Raw genomic sequence first — 13,725 nt, 5'->3', positions numbered from 1 at the left:
GGCTTTTTTGCTTTGCGCTTACACAATGAACATGGCGTTCATTCTCCGTTATACTAGTCACCTAAATTTCAGCTGTAACTGACCCGGATGGGTCGAGTCACCATGGATGCCTGGAGGAAAGCTAATGGCGCGAAGAAGGGTAGTGGTAACTGGGTTAGGCCTGGTGACCCCAGTGGGCAATAGCGTGGATGAAACCTGGGCGAATATCACGGCGGGCAAGAGCGGTATCGCGCCCATCGAGCATTTCGATGCCAGCAGTTTCAATACACGGTTTGGCGGTTCGGTTAAGAATTTTGATATTAGCCCCTACCTGAACCCCAAAGAAGCCCGCAAGATGGACCTGTTTATCCAGTACGGCATGGCGGCGGGTGCCCAGGCGATTCAGGACGCCGGTATTATCTGCACCGAAGAGAACGCGCCGCGTATTGGTGTGGCCATGGGCTCCGGTATCGGTGGCCTGCCGATGATCGAGCATAACCATAACGCGCTGATCAAGGGCGGGGCGCGGCGCGTGTCGCCCTTCTTTGTGCCGGGCTCGATCATCAACATGATTTCAGGCAACCTGGCAATCCAGCACGGATTCCGGGGCCCCAATATTGCGATTACGACCGCCTGTACCAGCGGTACACACAATATCGGTTACAGCGCCCGCACCATTGCCTACGGCGATGCGGACGTGATGATCTGTGGTGGCGCAGAAATGGCTACCACGCCGCTGGGCCTGGGCGGTTTCTCTGCTGCCCGTGCGCTGTCGACGCGCAACGACAACCCCGAAGCGGCAAGCCGCCCCTGGGATGCCGACCGCGACGGCTTCGTGCTGTCAGACGGCGCCGGTGTGCTGGTACTCGAAGAGTACGAGCACGCCAAGGCCCGTGGCGCGCATATTTATGCCGAGCTTGCCGGGTTTGGCATGAGCGATGATGCCTATCACATGACGGCCCCGCCTGAAGATGGCCGGGGAGCGGCGCTCTCCATGAGCAATGCGATCAAGGATGCCCAGATGGATCCTTCCGAAGTGGACTATATCAATGCTCATGGAACGTCCACCGCTGCGGGTGACCTGGCGGAAAGTCGTGCGGTCGAGCATGTACTGGGCAGCGCGGCAAAAGACGTTGCCGTGAGCTCTACCAAGTCCATGATTGGCCACCTGCTGGGTGCTGCGGGTGCTGTGGAGGCGGTATTCTGCATCCTGGCCATTCGTGATCAGGTCGCACCGCCCACCATCAACCTGGATAACCCCCAGGAAGGCTGCAACCTGGATTACGTCCCGCATACCGCGCGCAACATGCGTATTGATATCGCGCTCTCCAACTCGTTTGGATTTGGCGGTACCAACGGCTCGCTGCTGTTCAAGAAGGTATAACGCTCGATGACGCAGCCCCAGGTGCCGTTTGATGATCGCGGGTTGGCGTATGGGGATGGCGTGTTCGAAACCGTGCTGCTGCGTGAAGGTAAGCCGGTGCTCTGGTCGTATCATCTGGCACGACTTAGGCGGGGATGCCAGCGTCTGGGCATCCCGGTTCCTTGTCAGGAGGCGCTTGACGCCACCTGGCAAGGAATCGCCGAGACACCGCTTGAAGTACTGAAGCTGATCGTTACCCGCGGGAGCGGAGGTCGAGGGTATGCGTTACCCGAATCCCCGATGCCGCGGTTACTTAGCCGCCGCACGCCCTTTGTGCCCGCCACTGCGCGCTGGCAGAAAGGGGTGACGGTACGGCTATGCCGCTTGCGCCTTGGGCATCAACCCGCCCTGGCGGGTATCAAGCATTTGAATCGGCTGGAGAACGTTCTGGCGCGCGGTGAATGGCAATCGGCAGATATCGCCGAAGGGCTGCTTGCCGATATGCATGGCGAGCTGGTCGAAGCCACCAGCATGAACGTTTTCTGGCAACGCCAGGGGCGTATATATACTCCCCGGCTGGATAAGTGTGGCGTGGCCGGTACGCTGCGCGACGCGCTGATCGAGCAGGGCATTGTGCGCGAGGCGACACTGCCTGTAGCTGCGCTACCCACGCTCGAGCGGCTCTGGGTGGCCAATTCGGTACAGGGCGTCTGGCCTGTGATCACGCTTGTGTGTCATACCGGTACCCAAAAGCAAACCTGGCCGCTTGAGCCAGTGGATGATTTTCAGGTGGCGGCCCACCGGCTACTGGGCTATGCGGCGCAGTAGGCCCTCCTTTTCTGTTGAGGTGATATGTTGAAACGGTTACTGGCCGCTGTTGGCATTTTAGTGGTACTGGGAGCGGCGGCGGCAGCAGGCGGCTATGTCTATTGGCAAAGCCGCCTTCAGGCCCCGCTGGCGCTTGATGAACCCGCGCTTTACCAGGTGCCTGCTGGTGCAGGCTTCAATCAGGTGGTCGGGCAGCTGGAAGCCGAGGGTATTATTGATGACGCCTGGGCGTTTCAGCTACTTGCCCGTGTACAGCCCGAGCGCGTACCGCGGCTGCGTGTCGGTGAATATCGGCTTACTCCGGGCATGAGCGGACTCGAAATGATCGCGCTGCTCGGCAGTAACAATGTGGTGACCTACGCGCTGACGCTGCCAGAAGGACGTACGTTCAGCCAGCTGCGCGACCTGCTCGATAACGCCCCCAAGCTTGAGCATCGCACGCTGGGGATGAGCGATGACGAGATCATGACGCTGCTGGACAGAGAGGGCGTTTTCCCCGAGGGGTGGTTCTTCCCCGACACTTACCGCTATCACCTGGGCATGAGCGATGTCGACATTCTGCGCCAGGCGTTGGCGCGCATGGAGCGCATTCTCGATGAGGTATGGGCAGAGCGCGCTGACAACCTGACGGTTGAGTCGCCCTACGAGGCGCTGATCATGGCGTCGCTGATAGAACGCGAGACCGGTGCACCGGAAGAGCGCCGCGAGATTGCCGGGGTGTTCAAGCGGCGCATGGAGCAGGGCATGCGCCTGCAGACCGACCCGACCGTCATCTATGGCATGGGCGAGCGTTACGAGGGGCGTATCACGCGCGCCGATCTGCGCGAGGCCACGCCCTACAACACCTATGTCATCAATGGTATGCCACCCACGCCCATTGCCATGCCGGGCAGAGCCTCGCTTGAAGCGGCGGTAGATCCGCTGCCGGGCGACACGCTCTACTTCGTGTCGCGAGGTGATGGGACGCACCAGTTTTCACGAACGCTGCGTGAGCATAACAACGCAGTGAACCGTTACATCCGCAATCGTTGATAGCAGGCGTCACGTTTTATGAAGTTTATCTCAACGGTGTATGCGTTGATTAAGGGATCGCAATGACTAAACGGGGACGCTTTATTACCCTGGAAGGCGGCGAGGGCGTAGGTAAGTCCACCAATATGGCGTTTGTGGTGGCCACGCTTGAAGCGCAGGGCATCGAAGTGGTCAGCACCCGAGAGCCCGGCGGTACGCCCCGTGCCGAAGCGATTCGTGCGCTGCTGCTCGACCCTGCGCCTGAAGAGGCGCTCAATACTGACGCTGAGCTGCTGCTCATGTTTGCCGCCCGTGCTCAACATCTGGCAGAAAAGATCATACCCGCACTTTCACGTGGTGCCTGGGTTGTCTGTGACCGCTTCACCGACGCCACCTTTGCCTACCAGGGCGGCGGACGAGGTGTGGCATTCGAGCGTATTGCCCAGCTTGAAGCCTTCGTGCAGCGAGGCCTCGCGCCTGACCTGACGCTGCTGCTCGACATGCCGCTGAGCGCGGCGCAGTCGCGGCTGGAGTCTCGGCTAAGTAGTCGGCAAGAGCAGCGCGACCGCTTTGAGCAGGAGCAGGGCGATTTCTTCCAGGCGGTGCGCCGTGCCTATCTCGAGCGTGCTGGCGCCGAGCCGAACCGCTTTGCACTGATCAACGCGCATCAGCCGCTTGAGGATGTGCAGGCAGATATTGAACAGGAACTTGCCAAGCGGGTGGCCGCATGGCGTTAGATGGCGTACTGCCCTGGCACGCGGATACCTGGCAGCAGCTGGTGCGCCTGGCCGATGAAGGGCGTATGCCTCATGCCATTCTGCTGAGCGGCGCCCACGGGGTGGGCAAGCAGCAGCTGGCCGAGGCGCTAATTACTCGCACTCTGTGTGCAAAGCCTGGTGCATCGGCGTGCGGGCACTGCCATAGCTGTTCGATGCTGGCCTCGGGCTATCATCCGGATCTGCTGCGCGTTTCGCCCGAGGAGGGCAAGCGCCAGATACGTATCGATCCCATTCGCGAGGTCAATCGCTTTGTATCTCAGACCGCTCAACAGGGCGGTTATCGGGTTATCGTGGTATCGCCGGCGGAAAGCATGAACGTGGCCGCCGCCAATGCGCTGCTCAAAAGTCTTGAAGAGCCGGGTGCCAACACCCTGTTTATCCTGCTTGCAGATGTGCCATCGCGCATGCTGCCGACTATCCGTTCACGCTGCCAGCAGTGGCCGCTTTCAAGCGTGGCGTTTGAGGCGTGCCGCGGCTGGCTGATCGAAAAGCTGGGCGGGCAGGACGAGGCGCATTTCTGGTGGCGAGTCTCCGGTGGTCTGCCGCTTTTGGCCGTCGAGCTGGCCTCGCCGGACGAGCGGGCGCTACGCCATCAGATCCACGACAGCTTTGAGCAGCTGGTGCGCGGTGCAGAGCCGGTGTCCGAGGCGGCACGCCTTGACCGTCAGGCGATAGACGCCATCCTGTGGTACGGTATTGCCTGGCTCGAAGACTTGATTCGCCTGGGGATTTCAGGCGATGCCAGCGCTCTGCACAACCCGGATCTTGAATCTCTCTATCGCCAGGCGGTCAAGAATGGCCGCGTTCAGGACTGGTTTCGGCTGCTCGACTATGCCCGTGAGCAGCGACGCCTTCTAGCCGTGGGTGCCAACCCCAATCCGCAGCTTGTGCTGGAAGCCTGGCTGGTGCGCTGGGCGGCGCTGCTGCGCTCTTGATGGCTCTAGCTGCGAGGTTGTCATGAGTATGCAGAAAGCCTTTGCCTTGAAAATTCCAGATATGGCCACGCTGCAGGCGGCGTACATGCCTTTTCTGGAGCACGGCGGCATTTTTGTCCCTACCGAGACGCCCTGCGCGCTGGGCAGCCAGGTGCATGTATTCCTGACGCTACCCGAGGCGCATGCACCTGTCGAGGTCGCTGGCAAGGTTGCCTGGATATCACCGGTTCAGGGCGCTTGTGATCGCATGCCGGGAATCGGTGTTCACTTTGCGCTGCACGACAACGCCCTGCGTGAGCGGATCGAAGGACTGCTGGCGGGGCAGGCCGCGGCGGCGCCTGGCTACACGCTTTGACCTATCATCCACGCGGCCTTTTCATTTGTTAGTATCGAGACATTCATGTTTGTAGATTCACACTGTCACCTGGACCGTTTGTCCGAACATACCCACCAAGGCGACGTGGCGGCGACGCTCAAGGCGGCGCGGGCGGCAGACGTCAGCCAGTTCTTGGCCATTGCCGTCACGCTCGAGGATATGCCAGGGCTTGCCGCCATTGCCCGCGAACATCAGGATGTGGCCATTTCTGCAGGTCTTCATCCGCTGCATACGCCCGCCCAGGAGCCTAGCGTCCGCGATATTCAGGACGCAGCCGAACAGTACGGCGCCGTTGCGATTGGCGAGACCGGGCTTGACTATCACTACCCTGATCGCGTGCCGGTCGAGGTGCAGCACGAGCGCTTCAAGCGCCACCTGATCGCCGCCCGAGAGCTCGAGCTTCCGGTGATCGTGCATACCCGGGAAGCCCGCGAGGATACGCTGGCGCTGCTGCGCGAGTGCAGTGACCCGAAGGTGGGTGGCGTACTGCACTGCTTTACCGAAGACCTGGACATGGCGCGGGAAGCGGTGCGCCTTGGCTTCTATATCTCGTTGTCGGGTATCATTACCTTCAACAATGCAGCGGCGCTGCGGGAGCTTGCGAAGAAGCTTCCGCTCGATCGCCTGTTGATCGAAACCGACAGCCCTTATCTTGCCCCCGTGCCGTATCGTGGCAAGCCCAATGAGCCGGCCTGGGTAGTTGAAGTCGCTGAATGCATTGCCAAGGTGCGGGGTATCAGCGTGGATGAAGTGGCCATGCAGACCACCGCCAACTTCTATCAGCTGTTCAAGGCGGCCGCTCCGGATGCGCCAGCGCATGTTCAGCAGGCGCTGGCCCAGGCCGGGCTGGTCTAATTCTCAAGTGGCGCAAGCGTCAGGCGGGTGCGATGAATATTGACCGATTACTTCAGCAGCGTCAGGGTGCAGCAAGCATTCCTCCTCTTGAAGCGTGGCAGCCTGCGCTTTCGGGGGATATGGACATTGTCATTCAGACAGACGGTCGCTGGCTGCATGAGGGGCAGCCGTTTGCCCGACCCGCCATTGCTCGCCTGCTTTCCACCCTGTTGCGTCACGACCCGGAAGGTTACTGCCTGGTTACCCCGGTCGAGCGCTGGCGGATTCAGGTGGAAGATCTGCCTTTTGTAGCGGTCGAGGCAGACTATCGTGACGATGCCTGGTGGCTGACCACCCAGTTTGACGACGTGGTGCGTCTGGATGCGGAGCATCCACTATCCATGAGTGCGACGCCCCAGCAAGAGCAGGTGCCTGCCATCGATGTACGCCATGGGCTTGCGGCCAGGCTGCATCGCAACGTGTTCTACCAGCTGGTCGAGGCGGCAAGTGTGCAGCCGCGCGCCGATGGGCAGAGTGAAATTGGTCTCTGGAGCGCGGGAAGCTGGCATGTGCTGGGCCTGATTGATAGCGATGATGACCTGTCAGGCGAGGTTTCGTGAAGCTGACCGCTGAACAGCATGCCGTCGTTCATCATCGTGAGGGCCACGCGCGGGTGGCAGCGGTAGCGGGGGCGGGCAAGACCACGACCATGGCGGCTCGGGTGCTGCATCTACTGGAAAACGGTGTATCGCCCAAGCGCATGCTGGTGCTGATGTTCAACCGCTCGGCGCGGGATGACTTTCATCACCGCCTGGCCAGTATGGCGCCGGCAGGGCAGGCGCTGCCCGGGGTGCGCACGTTCCATTCCCTTGGCCACCGGCTGACCCAGAGCCTGTGTCGTTGGGGGGCGCTTGCCCCGCGTCGGCTGCTGTCGGCAGACTGGCAGCTGGAACGCTTGCTGCGTCAGGCAAGCCTGAACGTGCTGCGTGAAAACGTCGAACGGCGCGATGCCGCTATCGAAGGCGACCGCCTGGAGGCGCTGGCGCACTTCTGCAATCTGGTAAAAGCGGAGATGGCCGCGCCGGATGCCCTCTATCAGCGGCTTGGCTACGAACCCGACACCGACTACTTTCCTGCGGCGTTCAACGAAGCCGAGCGCATGCTTCATGCTGAAGGGTTGATGACCTACGCCGATCTGCTCTATCGGCCGCTTCAAGCGCTGGAGGCAGATAGCGCGCTGCGTCAGCGGGTCGAGGGTTTTCTGGATCACGTCATCATCGATGAGTACCAGGATATCAATGCCGCCCAGCAGCGGCTGCTGGCCGTTCTGGCCGGAAGCACGGCTTCGGTCATGGCCGTTGGGGATGCCAACCAGTGTATCTATGAATGGCGTGGTGCCCGACCGGACACCATGCTCGAAGACTTCACCGCGACGTTCGGCCAGGCGACTGACTACCCGCTGTCTACCACCTTCCGCCATGGTCACGCGCTGGCGCTGGCTGCCAACCACGCAATCGTGGCGAACCAGCGCCGTCCGGATCAGCTGTGCCTGGCAGCGGCGGGCAATCCCGATACGCGCCTGGCCGTCGGGCAGGGCAGTGCCGGACTTCTGGATACGCTGGTGGACTGGCGCGCCCAGGGGCGGGCGTTCAATCAAGCGAGCCTCCTGGTGCGTAGCTGGGCGCTGTCGGTGCCTTTTCAACTGGCGCTGCTTCAGGCGGGCATACCCTTTCGCCTGCTGCGCGAAGACCGCTTCGTGTTTCGTCTGCCGCTGGTACAGGCCCTGGTCGGCTACCTGAAGTTATCCCGCCGGCCGGGGCTGCTGCACGACCCCGAACATCTTCTGCTGCTGCTTTCCCAGCCCACGCCGTTTGTCGCGCGTGAACGGCTCCAGCGCCTCGCCCATCAGCTGGCAGTGACGCAAAGCTGGCCCGAGCGGCACGACTCGGTACTGACCGAGTTAAAACCGTTGCAGCGGCGTACGCTGAAAAAGCGCTGGGCACTGCTTTGTGAGCTTCCAAGGCTGAGTGGCTGGCCGCCGGCCAAGCTGCTTGGCCATGTGGTGGAAACCATAGAGGCGGAAAAGACCTTGAAGCGTGCTGCGGCCCGGCGTGACAAGGGCGAAGAAGACGTGCGGCTTCTCGACGTGCTGATTGAGCAGGCCCAGAGCGTCCAAGACCCGGATGCGTTTATCGAGCTGCTCGAGCGCCCGGTCGAGAACCAGGCGGACGGCGTGCTGATTTCCACCGTGCACGGCGCCAAGGGACTGGAGTGGCCGCTGGTGGTGGTGGCGGGGGTCAATGAGGAAGATTTTCCGCACTACAGCCGCGACACGCCGCTGAGCGACGAGCGTCTTGAAGAGGAGCGCCGGCTTTTCTACGTGGCCATCACGCGTGCCGAGGAGCAGCTGTTAGTGCTGCACGATGGCGGGGCGCATCGGCCGAGCCGCTTCATTGCTGAAAGCGCCTGGCAGGAGAGTATGCGGGTGGCCGAGTGCCTGGCCGAGCCTGCGCCTTCGAGTGCCACGCTGCGCGTGGCTTCGCCGGCTATCGTCAAGCGTTATCTTGAGCGCCTGGGGCGGTCTGACATCACGCTAAGCGTGCCGGAAGTGCAGGAACCCAAGGCTGCTTATACTGCCCATGAACATTTCTACCCTGGTCAGCGCCTACACCATGCGGTATTTGGTGAAGGCGAGGTGGCCTCGGTGGAGGGCAATCCCGCCGACCCGGTAATCGATGTGCGCTTTGCCCAGGCTGGGCGGCGGCGATTGATTGCCCGCCGCGCGCCTATCGAGCGTCTGGACCCACCGGCGCAGCAGGCCTGACCACTGCTTGCTGCGCCAAGGGTGGGGAGCGTTACATGTTCGGGTAGTTGGGACCACCGCCGCCTTCCGGGGCTACCCAGGTAATGTTCTGAGCCGGGTCCTTGATGTCGCAGGTCTTGCAGTGCACGCAGTTCTGGAAGTTGATCTGAAAGCGTGGCTGGCCGGCATCATCTTCCACCACTTCATACACGCCGGCCGGGCAATAGCGTTGGGCCGGTTCGGCGTATTTGGGCAGGTTGTGCTCGATCGGGATTTTCGGGTCATCCAGACGCAGGTGGCACGGCTGATCCTCTTCGTGATTGGTGTTGGAGAGAAACACCGAAGAGGGCTTGTCGAAAGAGAGCTTTCCGTCAGGTTTGGGATAGTTGATCTTCTCGAACTCGTCTGCCGGTTTCAGTGCGCCATGATCGGTGGTGGTGTCGTGAACCGAAGGCAGCTTGTTGCCCAGCAGCTGGTTGACGAAGTTATAGGCACCGCCACCTACTGTCCCGTACTTGTGCATGGCAGGGCCGAAGCTTGCGCTCTCCTTGAGCTCCGCGTAGGCCCAGCTGGCTTCCCATTTCTGGGTAAAGCCTGTCAGTTCCTGAGCACCTTCATCACCTGTCTTGAGCGCTTCAAACACGCTTTCTGCCGCCACCAGGCCTGATTTCATGGCGGTGTGCAGGCCCTTGATCTTGGAGAAATTGAGCGTGCCGGCATCGCAGCCGATCAGCAGACCGCCGGCAAAGGTCATCTTGGGCAGACAGTTGAAGCCGCCCTTGGTCAGCGCGCGGGCACCATAAGCTACCCGTTTGCCGCCTTCCAGGTACTGGCTGAGTGCCGGGTGGTGCTTCATGCGCTGGAATTCGTCAAACGGCGAAAGCCAGGGGTTCTGGTAGGAGAGGTCCATGATCAGGCCAACCACCACCTGCTGGTTCTCGGCGTGATACAGAAACCATCCGCCGGGCGTGCTCTTGCCCAGCGGCCAGCCAGAACCATGCACTACCAGCCCCGGCTCGTGCTTGTCGGCCGGCACGTCCCAGAGCTCTTTCAGGCCGATACCGTAGTGCTGCGGGTCGCGTCCGGCATCGAGCGAGAAGTGCTCGATCAGCCGCTTGCCCAGATGCCCCCGGGCGCCTTCGGCAAATAGAGTGTATTTGGCGCGTAGCTCCATGCCCGGCATGTAGCCATCCTTGGGCGTGCCGTCGGCGGAAACGCCCATGTCGCCGATGACAATGCCGCGCACGGCGTCATCTTCAATAATGACTTCCTGGGCGGCAAAGCCGGGGAAGATTTCCACCCCAAGTTCCTCTGCCTGTTCGGCCAGCCAGCGGCACAGGTTGCCGGCACTGATCACGTAGCGGGTCATGTCGCCGCCGGTGTTGTGCATGCTCTTGGGTACCAGCGAGTTGGGCAGCTTTTGCGCCTTTTGAGCATCCTTGAGCAGATAGACATCGTCGCGAATGGCGGGCGTGTTCAGCGGCGCGCCGCGCTCCTGCCAATCAGGGAAAAGCTCGCTGAGCGCGCGGGGTTCAAAGACCGCGCCGGACAGAATATGCGCGCCAACTTCAGAGCCTTTTTCCACAACGCAGACGGTCAGTTCGTGTTCGGCTTCCTTGGCTTGTTGCATCAGGCGGCAGGCAGCGGCAAGCCCGGAGGGGCCAGCACCTACAATCACTACATCAAAATCCATGACATCGCGTTCAACATTTTCCACCTGGCTTCTCCTTATTCTCATAAGTGCAGTGCCTTATAAAAACACGGCCTTAATTTAAAACGGTCGTTTGCTTCTGGTTATCTCCCATGATAGGCATAATACCTGTGTAAGGTCACGCCTACGATGGTAAAAGCCGCGTTTCCCGTCATGCGCTTGAAAAGCTGGCGCTGTACGCGGCTTCGACCATTGCGCTAGCCAAGGGGTATTGTTGCGGCAAGCCTGGCTGTGGCAGATTAGTAGGGTTTTTTATCTGCGTACCTATCAAACGCTTGCATGAATATTCCGGTCGTCGCCATTGCCATGGTGAGGCTTATCTTATAAGCGGTATCCGCCCGGCGGGTATCGGTTCTGGTTAACGGCTTATGCTTCAAGCCAAGCGAGGAATCTATGAAAGTACTCGTCGCGGTTAAACGCGTCATCGACTACAACGTCAAGATCCGCGTCAAGGCGGATCACTCCGATGTCGATCTGACCAATGTCAAGATGGCCATGAATCCCTTCTGCGAAATCGCCGTGGAAGAAGCCGTACGCCTGAAGGAGAAGGGCGTGGCCACGGAAGTGGTCGCAGTGACCATTGGTCCGAAAGCATCTCAGGAGCAGCTGCGCACGGCGCTGGCACTCGGTGCTGATCGCGCTATCCAGATTGAGACCGATGAGCGCGTCGAGTCGCTGGCGGTGGCCAAGCTTCTGGCCAAGGTAGTGGAAGAAGAGCAGCCGGGGCTGGTGATTCTTGGTAAGCAGGCCATCGATACCGACAACAACCAGACCGGTCAGATGCTTGCTGCGCTGACCAATCTGCCGCAAGCCACTTTCGCTTCTGAGGTGGCCGTCCAGGGCGACAAGGTCAACGTTACCCGCGAAGTCGACGGCGGTCTGCAGACCGTGGCGCTCACGCTACCGGCCATCGTCACCACCGACCTGCGTCTCAACGAGCCGCGCTACGCCAAGCTTCCGGACATCATGAAAGCCAAGAAAAAGCCGCTGGAGGTCAAGACGCCGGCCGATTATGGCGTTGAGGTGGCTTCCAGGGTCAGCCTGCTGAAAGTGGAGTCGCCGGCGGAGCGCAAGGGGGGCATCAAGGTGGCTTCGGTAGACGAGCTGGTCGATAAACTGAAAAACGAAGCCAAGGTTCTTTAAGACAATCTTCAAGAACTTTGATAGGAGCGGATTTCATGAGCATTCTGGTACTTGCAGATTTACACGAAGGCGCGCTCGCCGGCGCTACGGCCCACGTGGTAGCGGCAGCGAAAGCCATCGGTGGTGATATTGACGTGCTAGTAGCCGGTGAGGGCGTGCAGGCGGCTGGCGAAGCGGCGGCCAAGCTTGAGGGCGTAAGCCGCGTACGCGTGGCGGACAATGCCGTATACGCCTATCAGTTGGCCGAGCCGATGGGGGCGCTGTTGGTAGAGTTGGCCGAAGGTTACACCCACGTGCTTGCAAGCGCTTCTACCACGGGCAAGAACGTACTGCCCCGCCTTGCAGCACTGAAGGACGTCAGTCAATTGTCTGAAGTGATCGGGGTGGAAAGCGCCGATACGTTCCTGCGTCCGATCTATGCGGGCAATGCTATCGCCACGGTAAAAAGTGACGATGCCCTGAAAGTGATGACAATTCGCGCAAGCGCCTTCGATGCGGTGAGCAATGAAGGCAGCGCCACCATCGAAGCCGTTGATACGGTGATCGAGAATGCCCAGTCGCAGTTCGTGAAGGAAGAGCTCGCCCAGTCCGACCGCCCGGAGCTTGGCGGCGCCAAGGTGGTGATCTCCGGCGGCCGCGGCATGGGCAATGGCGAGAACTTCAAGCTGCTCGAAGGGATTGCGGACAAGCTCGGCGCAGCGGTTGGTGCCTCACGCGCCGCAGTGGATGCAGGCTTTGTACCCAACGACATGCAGGTCGGCCAGACCGGCAAGATCGTTGCCCCGGATCTTTACATCGCAGTGGGTATTTCCGGTGCTATCCAGCACCTGGCAGGCATGAAGGACTCCAAGGTCATCGTCGCGATCAACAAGGACGACGAAGCGCCGATCTTCCAGGTCGCGGATTACGGCCTGGTAGGCGACCTGTTCGAAATTCTGCCCGAGCTCGAAAGCAAGCTGTAAGCCGGCTTGAATTTTCGCGATGGCAGTAGTGATCAAAGCCGGCTCGTTCGAGAGCCGGCTTTTTCGTGCCTTGCATTAGATAAACGCGGCGTAGTTAGCTAAAGTACTGGCACGGTATGAGAAAACGCCGCCAAGGCGGTTGAAAATGGTGTCGGCTGGCCGCACCTAATGTAGTGAACGCAACGAAAGCCACTCAAGGAGATGACAACATGGCACATACACTTCCCGAGCTGCCCTACGCATATGATGCGCTCGAGCCGAACATCGATGCGATGACCATGGAAATTCACCATTCGCGTCACCACCAGACTTACGTCAACAACCTCAATGCCGCTCTTGAAGGTACCGGTCTTGAAGAGGTAGGTATCGAAGAGCTGGTGTCCAACCTGGATCGCGTGCCGGAAGCCAAGCGCCAGGCGGTCATCAACAACGGTGGCGGCCACGCCAACCACTCCATGTTCTGGCAGATGATGTCTCCCAACGGTGGCGGCAAGCCCCAGGGCGATGTTGCTGACGCCATCGAAAGCGAGCTGGGCGGTTTCGAAGCCTTCCAGGAAGAGTTCAAGAAAGCCGCCGTTGGCCGTTTCGGCAGTGGTTGGGCGTGGCTAAGCGTCACACCCGAGAAAAAACTGGTTGTTGAAAATACCCTTAACCAGGATAGCCCGCTGATGCACGGCAACACGCCGCTGCTGGGTCTGGACGTGTGGGAACACGCCTATTACCTGAAATATCAGAACAAGCGTCCTGATTACATTTCAGCGTTCTTCAGCGTTGTAAACTGGGAAGACGTTGAGCGTCGCTATCAGGCTGCCATTGCCTGATTGCACGCCTGACAAAGCAGAACAGGGCGCTTTAGCGCCTGTATGAAAGCCGCCCCTCTTGGGGGCGGCTTTTTTCATGTCAGGGGGTAATGCTGGGCATGAGTTGTCAATAACCTGTGGATGAAAAAATACCATATATGCTTGAATTGATTTTCTCATGGGCTATATATAGTATGCGTT

General features: G+C 60.2%; 13 protein-coding genes. 12 read left to right on the top strand and 1 reads right to left on the bottom strand.

Going from position 1 to position 13,725, the window contains the following annotated elements; genetic code table 11:
• Positions 1 to 124 precede the first annotated feature (124 nt).
• From fabF to B0H98_RS00230, 9 genes are all read left to right on the top strand, one after another.
• Complete coding sequence (fabF, locus tag B0H98_RS00270; protein ID WP_106373074.1) at positions 125 to 1,363, top strand: beta-ketoacyl-ACP synthase II; 1,239 nt, start codon at positions 125 to 127, stop codon at positions 1,361 to 1,363.
• Between the two features lie 6 nt (positions 1,364 to 1,369).
• Positions 1,370 to 2,170, top strand: coding sequence for an aminodeoxychorismate lyase (pabC, locus tag B0H98_RS00265; protein ID WP_106373073.1), 801 nt, complete (start codon positions 1,370 to 1,372; stop codon positions 2,168 to 2,170).
• A 24-nt stretch (positions 2,171 to 2,194) separates the two neighbouring features.
• Positions 2,195 to 3,202, top strand: coding sequence for an endolytic transglycosylase MltG (gene mltG / locus B0H98_RS00260; protein WP_106373072.1), 1,008 nt, complete (start codon positions 2,195 to 2,197; stop codon positions 3,200 to 3,202).
• 62 nt (positions 3,203 to 3,264) lie between these two features.
• Positions 3,265 to 3,918, top strand: coding sequence for a dTMP kinase (tmk, locus tag B0H98_RS00255; RefSeq protein WP_106373071.1), 654 nt, complete (start codon positions 3,265 to 3,267; stop codon positions 3,916 to 3,918).
• Positions 3,909 to 4,895, top strand: a complete 987-nt coding sequence (locus tag B0H98_RS00250) for a DNA polymerase III subunit delta' (protein ID WP_106373070.1) — start codon at positions 3,909 to 3,911, stop codon at positions 4,893 to 4,895. The genes tmk and B0H98_RS00250 overlap by 10 nt, the downstream gene beginning before the upstream one ends.
• 22 nt (positions 4,896 to 4,917) lie before the next feature.
• The gene (locus B0H98_RS00245; protein ID WP_106373069.1) at positions 4,918 to 5,250 is read left to right on the top strand and encodes a PilZ domain-containing protein; all 333 of its coding nucleotides are present in this window, start codon (positions 4,918 to 4,920) and stop codon (positions 5,248 to 5,250) included.
• A 45-nt stretch (positions 5,251 to 5,295) separates the two neighbouring features.
• Positions 5,296 to 6,126 carry a TatD family hydrolase gene (locus B0H98_RS00240; protein WP_106373068.1) on the top strand — a complete coding sequence of 277 codons (831 nt, stop codon included), beginning with the start codon at positions 5,296 to 5,298 and terminating at the stop codon, positions 6,124 to 6,126.
• A 32-nt stretch (positions 6,127 to 6,158) separates the two neighbouring features.
• Positions 6,159 to 6,725 (top strand): DUF1285 domain-containing protein, encoded by a 567-nt coding sequence (locus B0H98_RS00235; protein WP_106373067.1) that lies wholly within the window; start codon positions 6,159 to 6,161, stop codon positions 6,723 to 6,725.
• Positions 6,722 to 8,929: an ATP-dependent helicase gene (locus tag B0H98_RS00230; protein WP_106373066.1), complete on the top strand. Its 2,208-nt coding sequence runs from the start codon at positions 6,722 to 6,724 to the stop codon at positions 8,927 to 8,929. The genes B0H98_RS00235 and B0H98_RS00230 overlap by 4 nt, the downstream gene beginning before the upstream one ends.
• 31 nt (positions 8,930 to 8,960) lie before the next feature.
• On the opposite strand, the gene B0H98_RS00225 is transcribed toward B0H98_RS00230, so the two are convergent.
• Positions 8,961 to 10,625 (bottom strand): electron transfer flavoprotein-ubiquinone oxidoreductase, encoded by a 1,665-nt coding sequence (locus B0H98_RS00225; protein ID WP_106373065.1) that lies wholly within the window; start codon positions 10,623 to 10,625, stop codon positions 8,961 to 8,963.
• A 387-nt stretch (positions 10,626 to 11,012) separates the two neighbouring features.
• On the opposite strand from B0H98_RS00225, the gene B0H98_RS00220 reads away from it, so the two are divergent.
• The 3 genes from B0H98_RS00220 (at position 11,013) to B0H98_RS00210 (ending at position 13,545) form a co-directional block, all read left to right on the top strand.
• A complete protein-coding gene (locus tag B0H98_RS00220; protein ID WP_106373064.1) occupies positions 11,013 to 11,762 on the top strand; it encodes an electron transfer flavoprotein subunit beta/FixA family protein in 750 nt (249 codons plus the stop codon).
• 35 nt (positions 11,763 to 11,797) lie between these two features.
• The gene (locus B0H98_RS00215) at positions 11,798 to 12,724 is read left to right on the top strand and encodes an electron transfer flavoprotein subunit alpha/FixB family protein (protein WP_106373063.1); all 927 of its coding nucleotides are present in this window, start codon (positions 11,798 to 11,800) and stop codon (positions 12,722 to 12,724) included.
• 209 nt (positions 12,725 to 12,933) lie between these two features.
• The gene (locus B0H98_RS00210; protein WP_106373062.1) at positions 12,934 to 13,545 is read left to right on the top strand and encodes a superoxide dismutase; all 612 of its coding nucleotides are present in this window, start codon (positions 12,934 to 12,936) and stop codon (positions 13,543 to 13,545) included.
• The last annotated feature ends 180 nt before the right edge of the window (positions 13,546 to 13,725 follow it).

Origin of the sequence: Vreelandella songnenensis, from assembly GCF_003002925.1 — a bacterium.
GTDB lineage: Bacteria > Pseudomonadota > Gammaproteobacteria > Pseudomonadales > Halomonadaceae > Vreelandella > Vreelandella songnenensis.
Note: the sequence above shows the minus strand (reverse complement) of the source record. Positions and strands in the feature narration are given on the sequence as shown.

What these genes read in the sequence shown, in the direction of transcription:
- fabF (WP_106373074.1), top strand. Translation starts at nt 125, where the DNA reads ATGGCGCGAAGAAGGGTAGTGGTAACTGGGTTAGGCCTGGTGACCCCA.
- tmk (WP_106373071.1), top strand. Translation starts at nt 3,265, where the DNA reads ATGACTAAACGGGGACGCTTTATTACCCTGGAAGGCGGCGAGGGCGTA.
- B0H98_RS00240 (WP_106373068.1), top strand. Translation starts at nt 5,296, where the DNA reads ATGTTTGTAGATTCACACTGTCACCTGGACCGTTTGTCCGAACATACC.
- B0H98_RS00210 (WP_106373062.1), top strand. Translation starts at nt 12,934, where the DNA reads ATGGCACATACACTTCCCGAGCTGCCCTACGCATATGATGCGCTCGAG.
- B0H98_RS00220 (WP_106373064.1), top strand. Translation starts at nt 11,013, where the DNA reads ATGAAAGTACTCGTCGCGGTTAAACGCGTCATCGACTACAACGTCAAG.
- mltG (WP_106373072.1), top strand. Translation starts at nt 2,195, where the DNA reads ATGTTGAAACGGTTACTGGCCGCTGTTGGCATTTTAGTGGTACTGGGA.
- B0H98_RS00245 (WP_106373069.1), top strand. Translation starts at nt 4,918, where the DNA reads ATGAGTATGCAGAAAGCCTTTGCCTTGAAAATTCCAGATATGGCCACG.
- B0H98_RS00235 (WP_106373067.1), top strand. Translation starts at nt 6,159, where the DNA reads ATGAATATTGACCGATTACTTCAGCAGCGTCAGGGTGCAGCAAGCATT.
- B0H98_RS00250 (WP_106373070.1), top strand. Translation starts at nt 3,909, where the DNA reads ATGGCGTTAGATGGCGTACTGCCCTGGCACGCGGATACCTGGCAGCAG.
- pabC (WP_106373073.1), top strand. Translation starts at nt 1,370, where the DNA reads ATGACGCAGCCCCAGGTGCCGTTTGATGATCGCGGGTTGGCGTATGGG.
- B0H98_RS00215 (WP_106373063.1), top strand. Translation starts at nt 11,798, where the DNA reads ATGAGCATTCTGGTACTTGCAGATTTACACGAAGGCGCGCTCGCCGGC.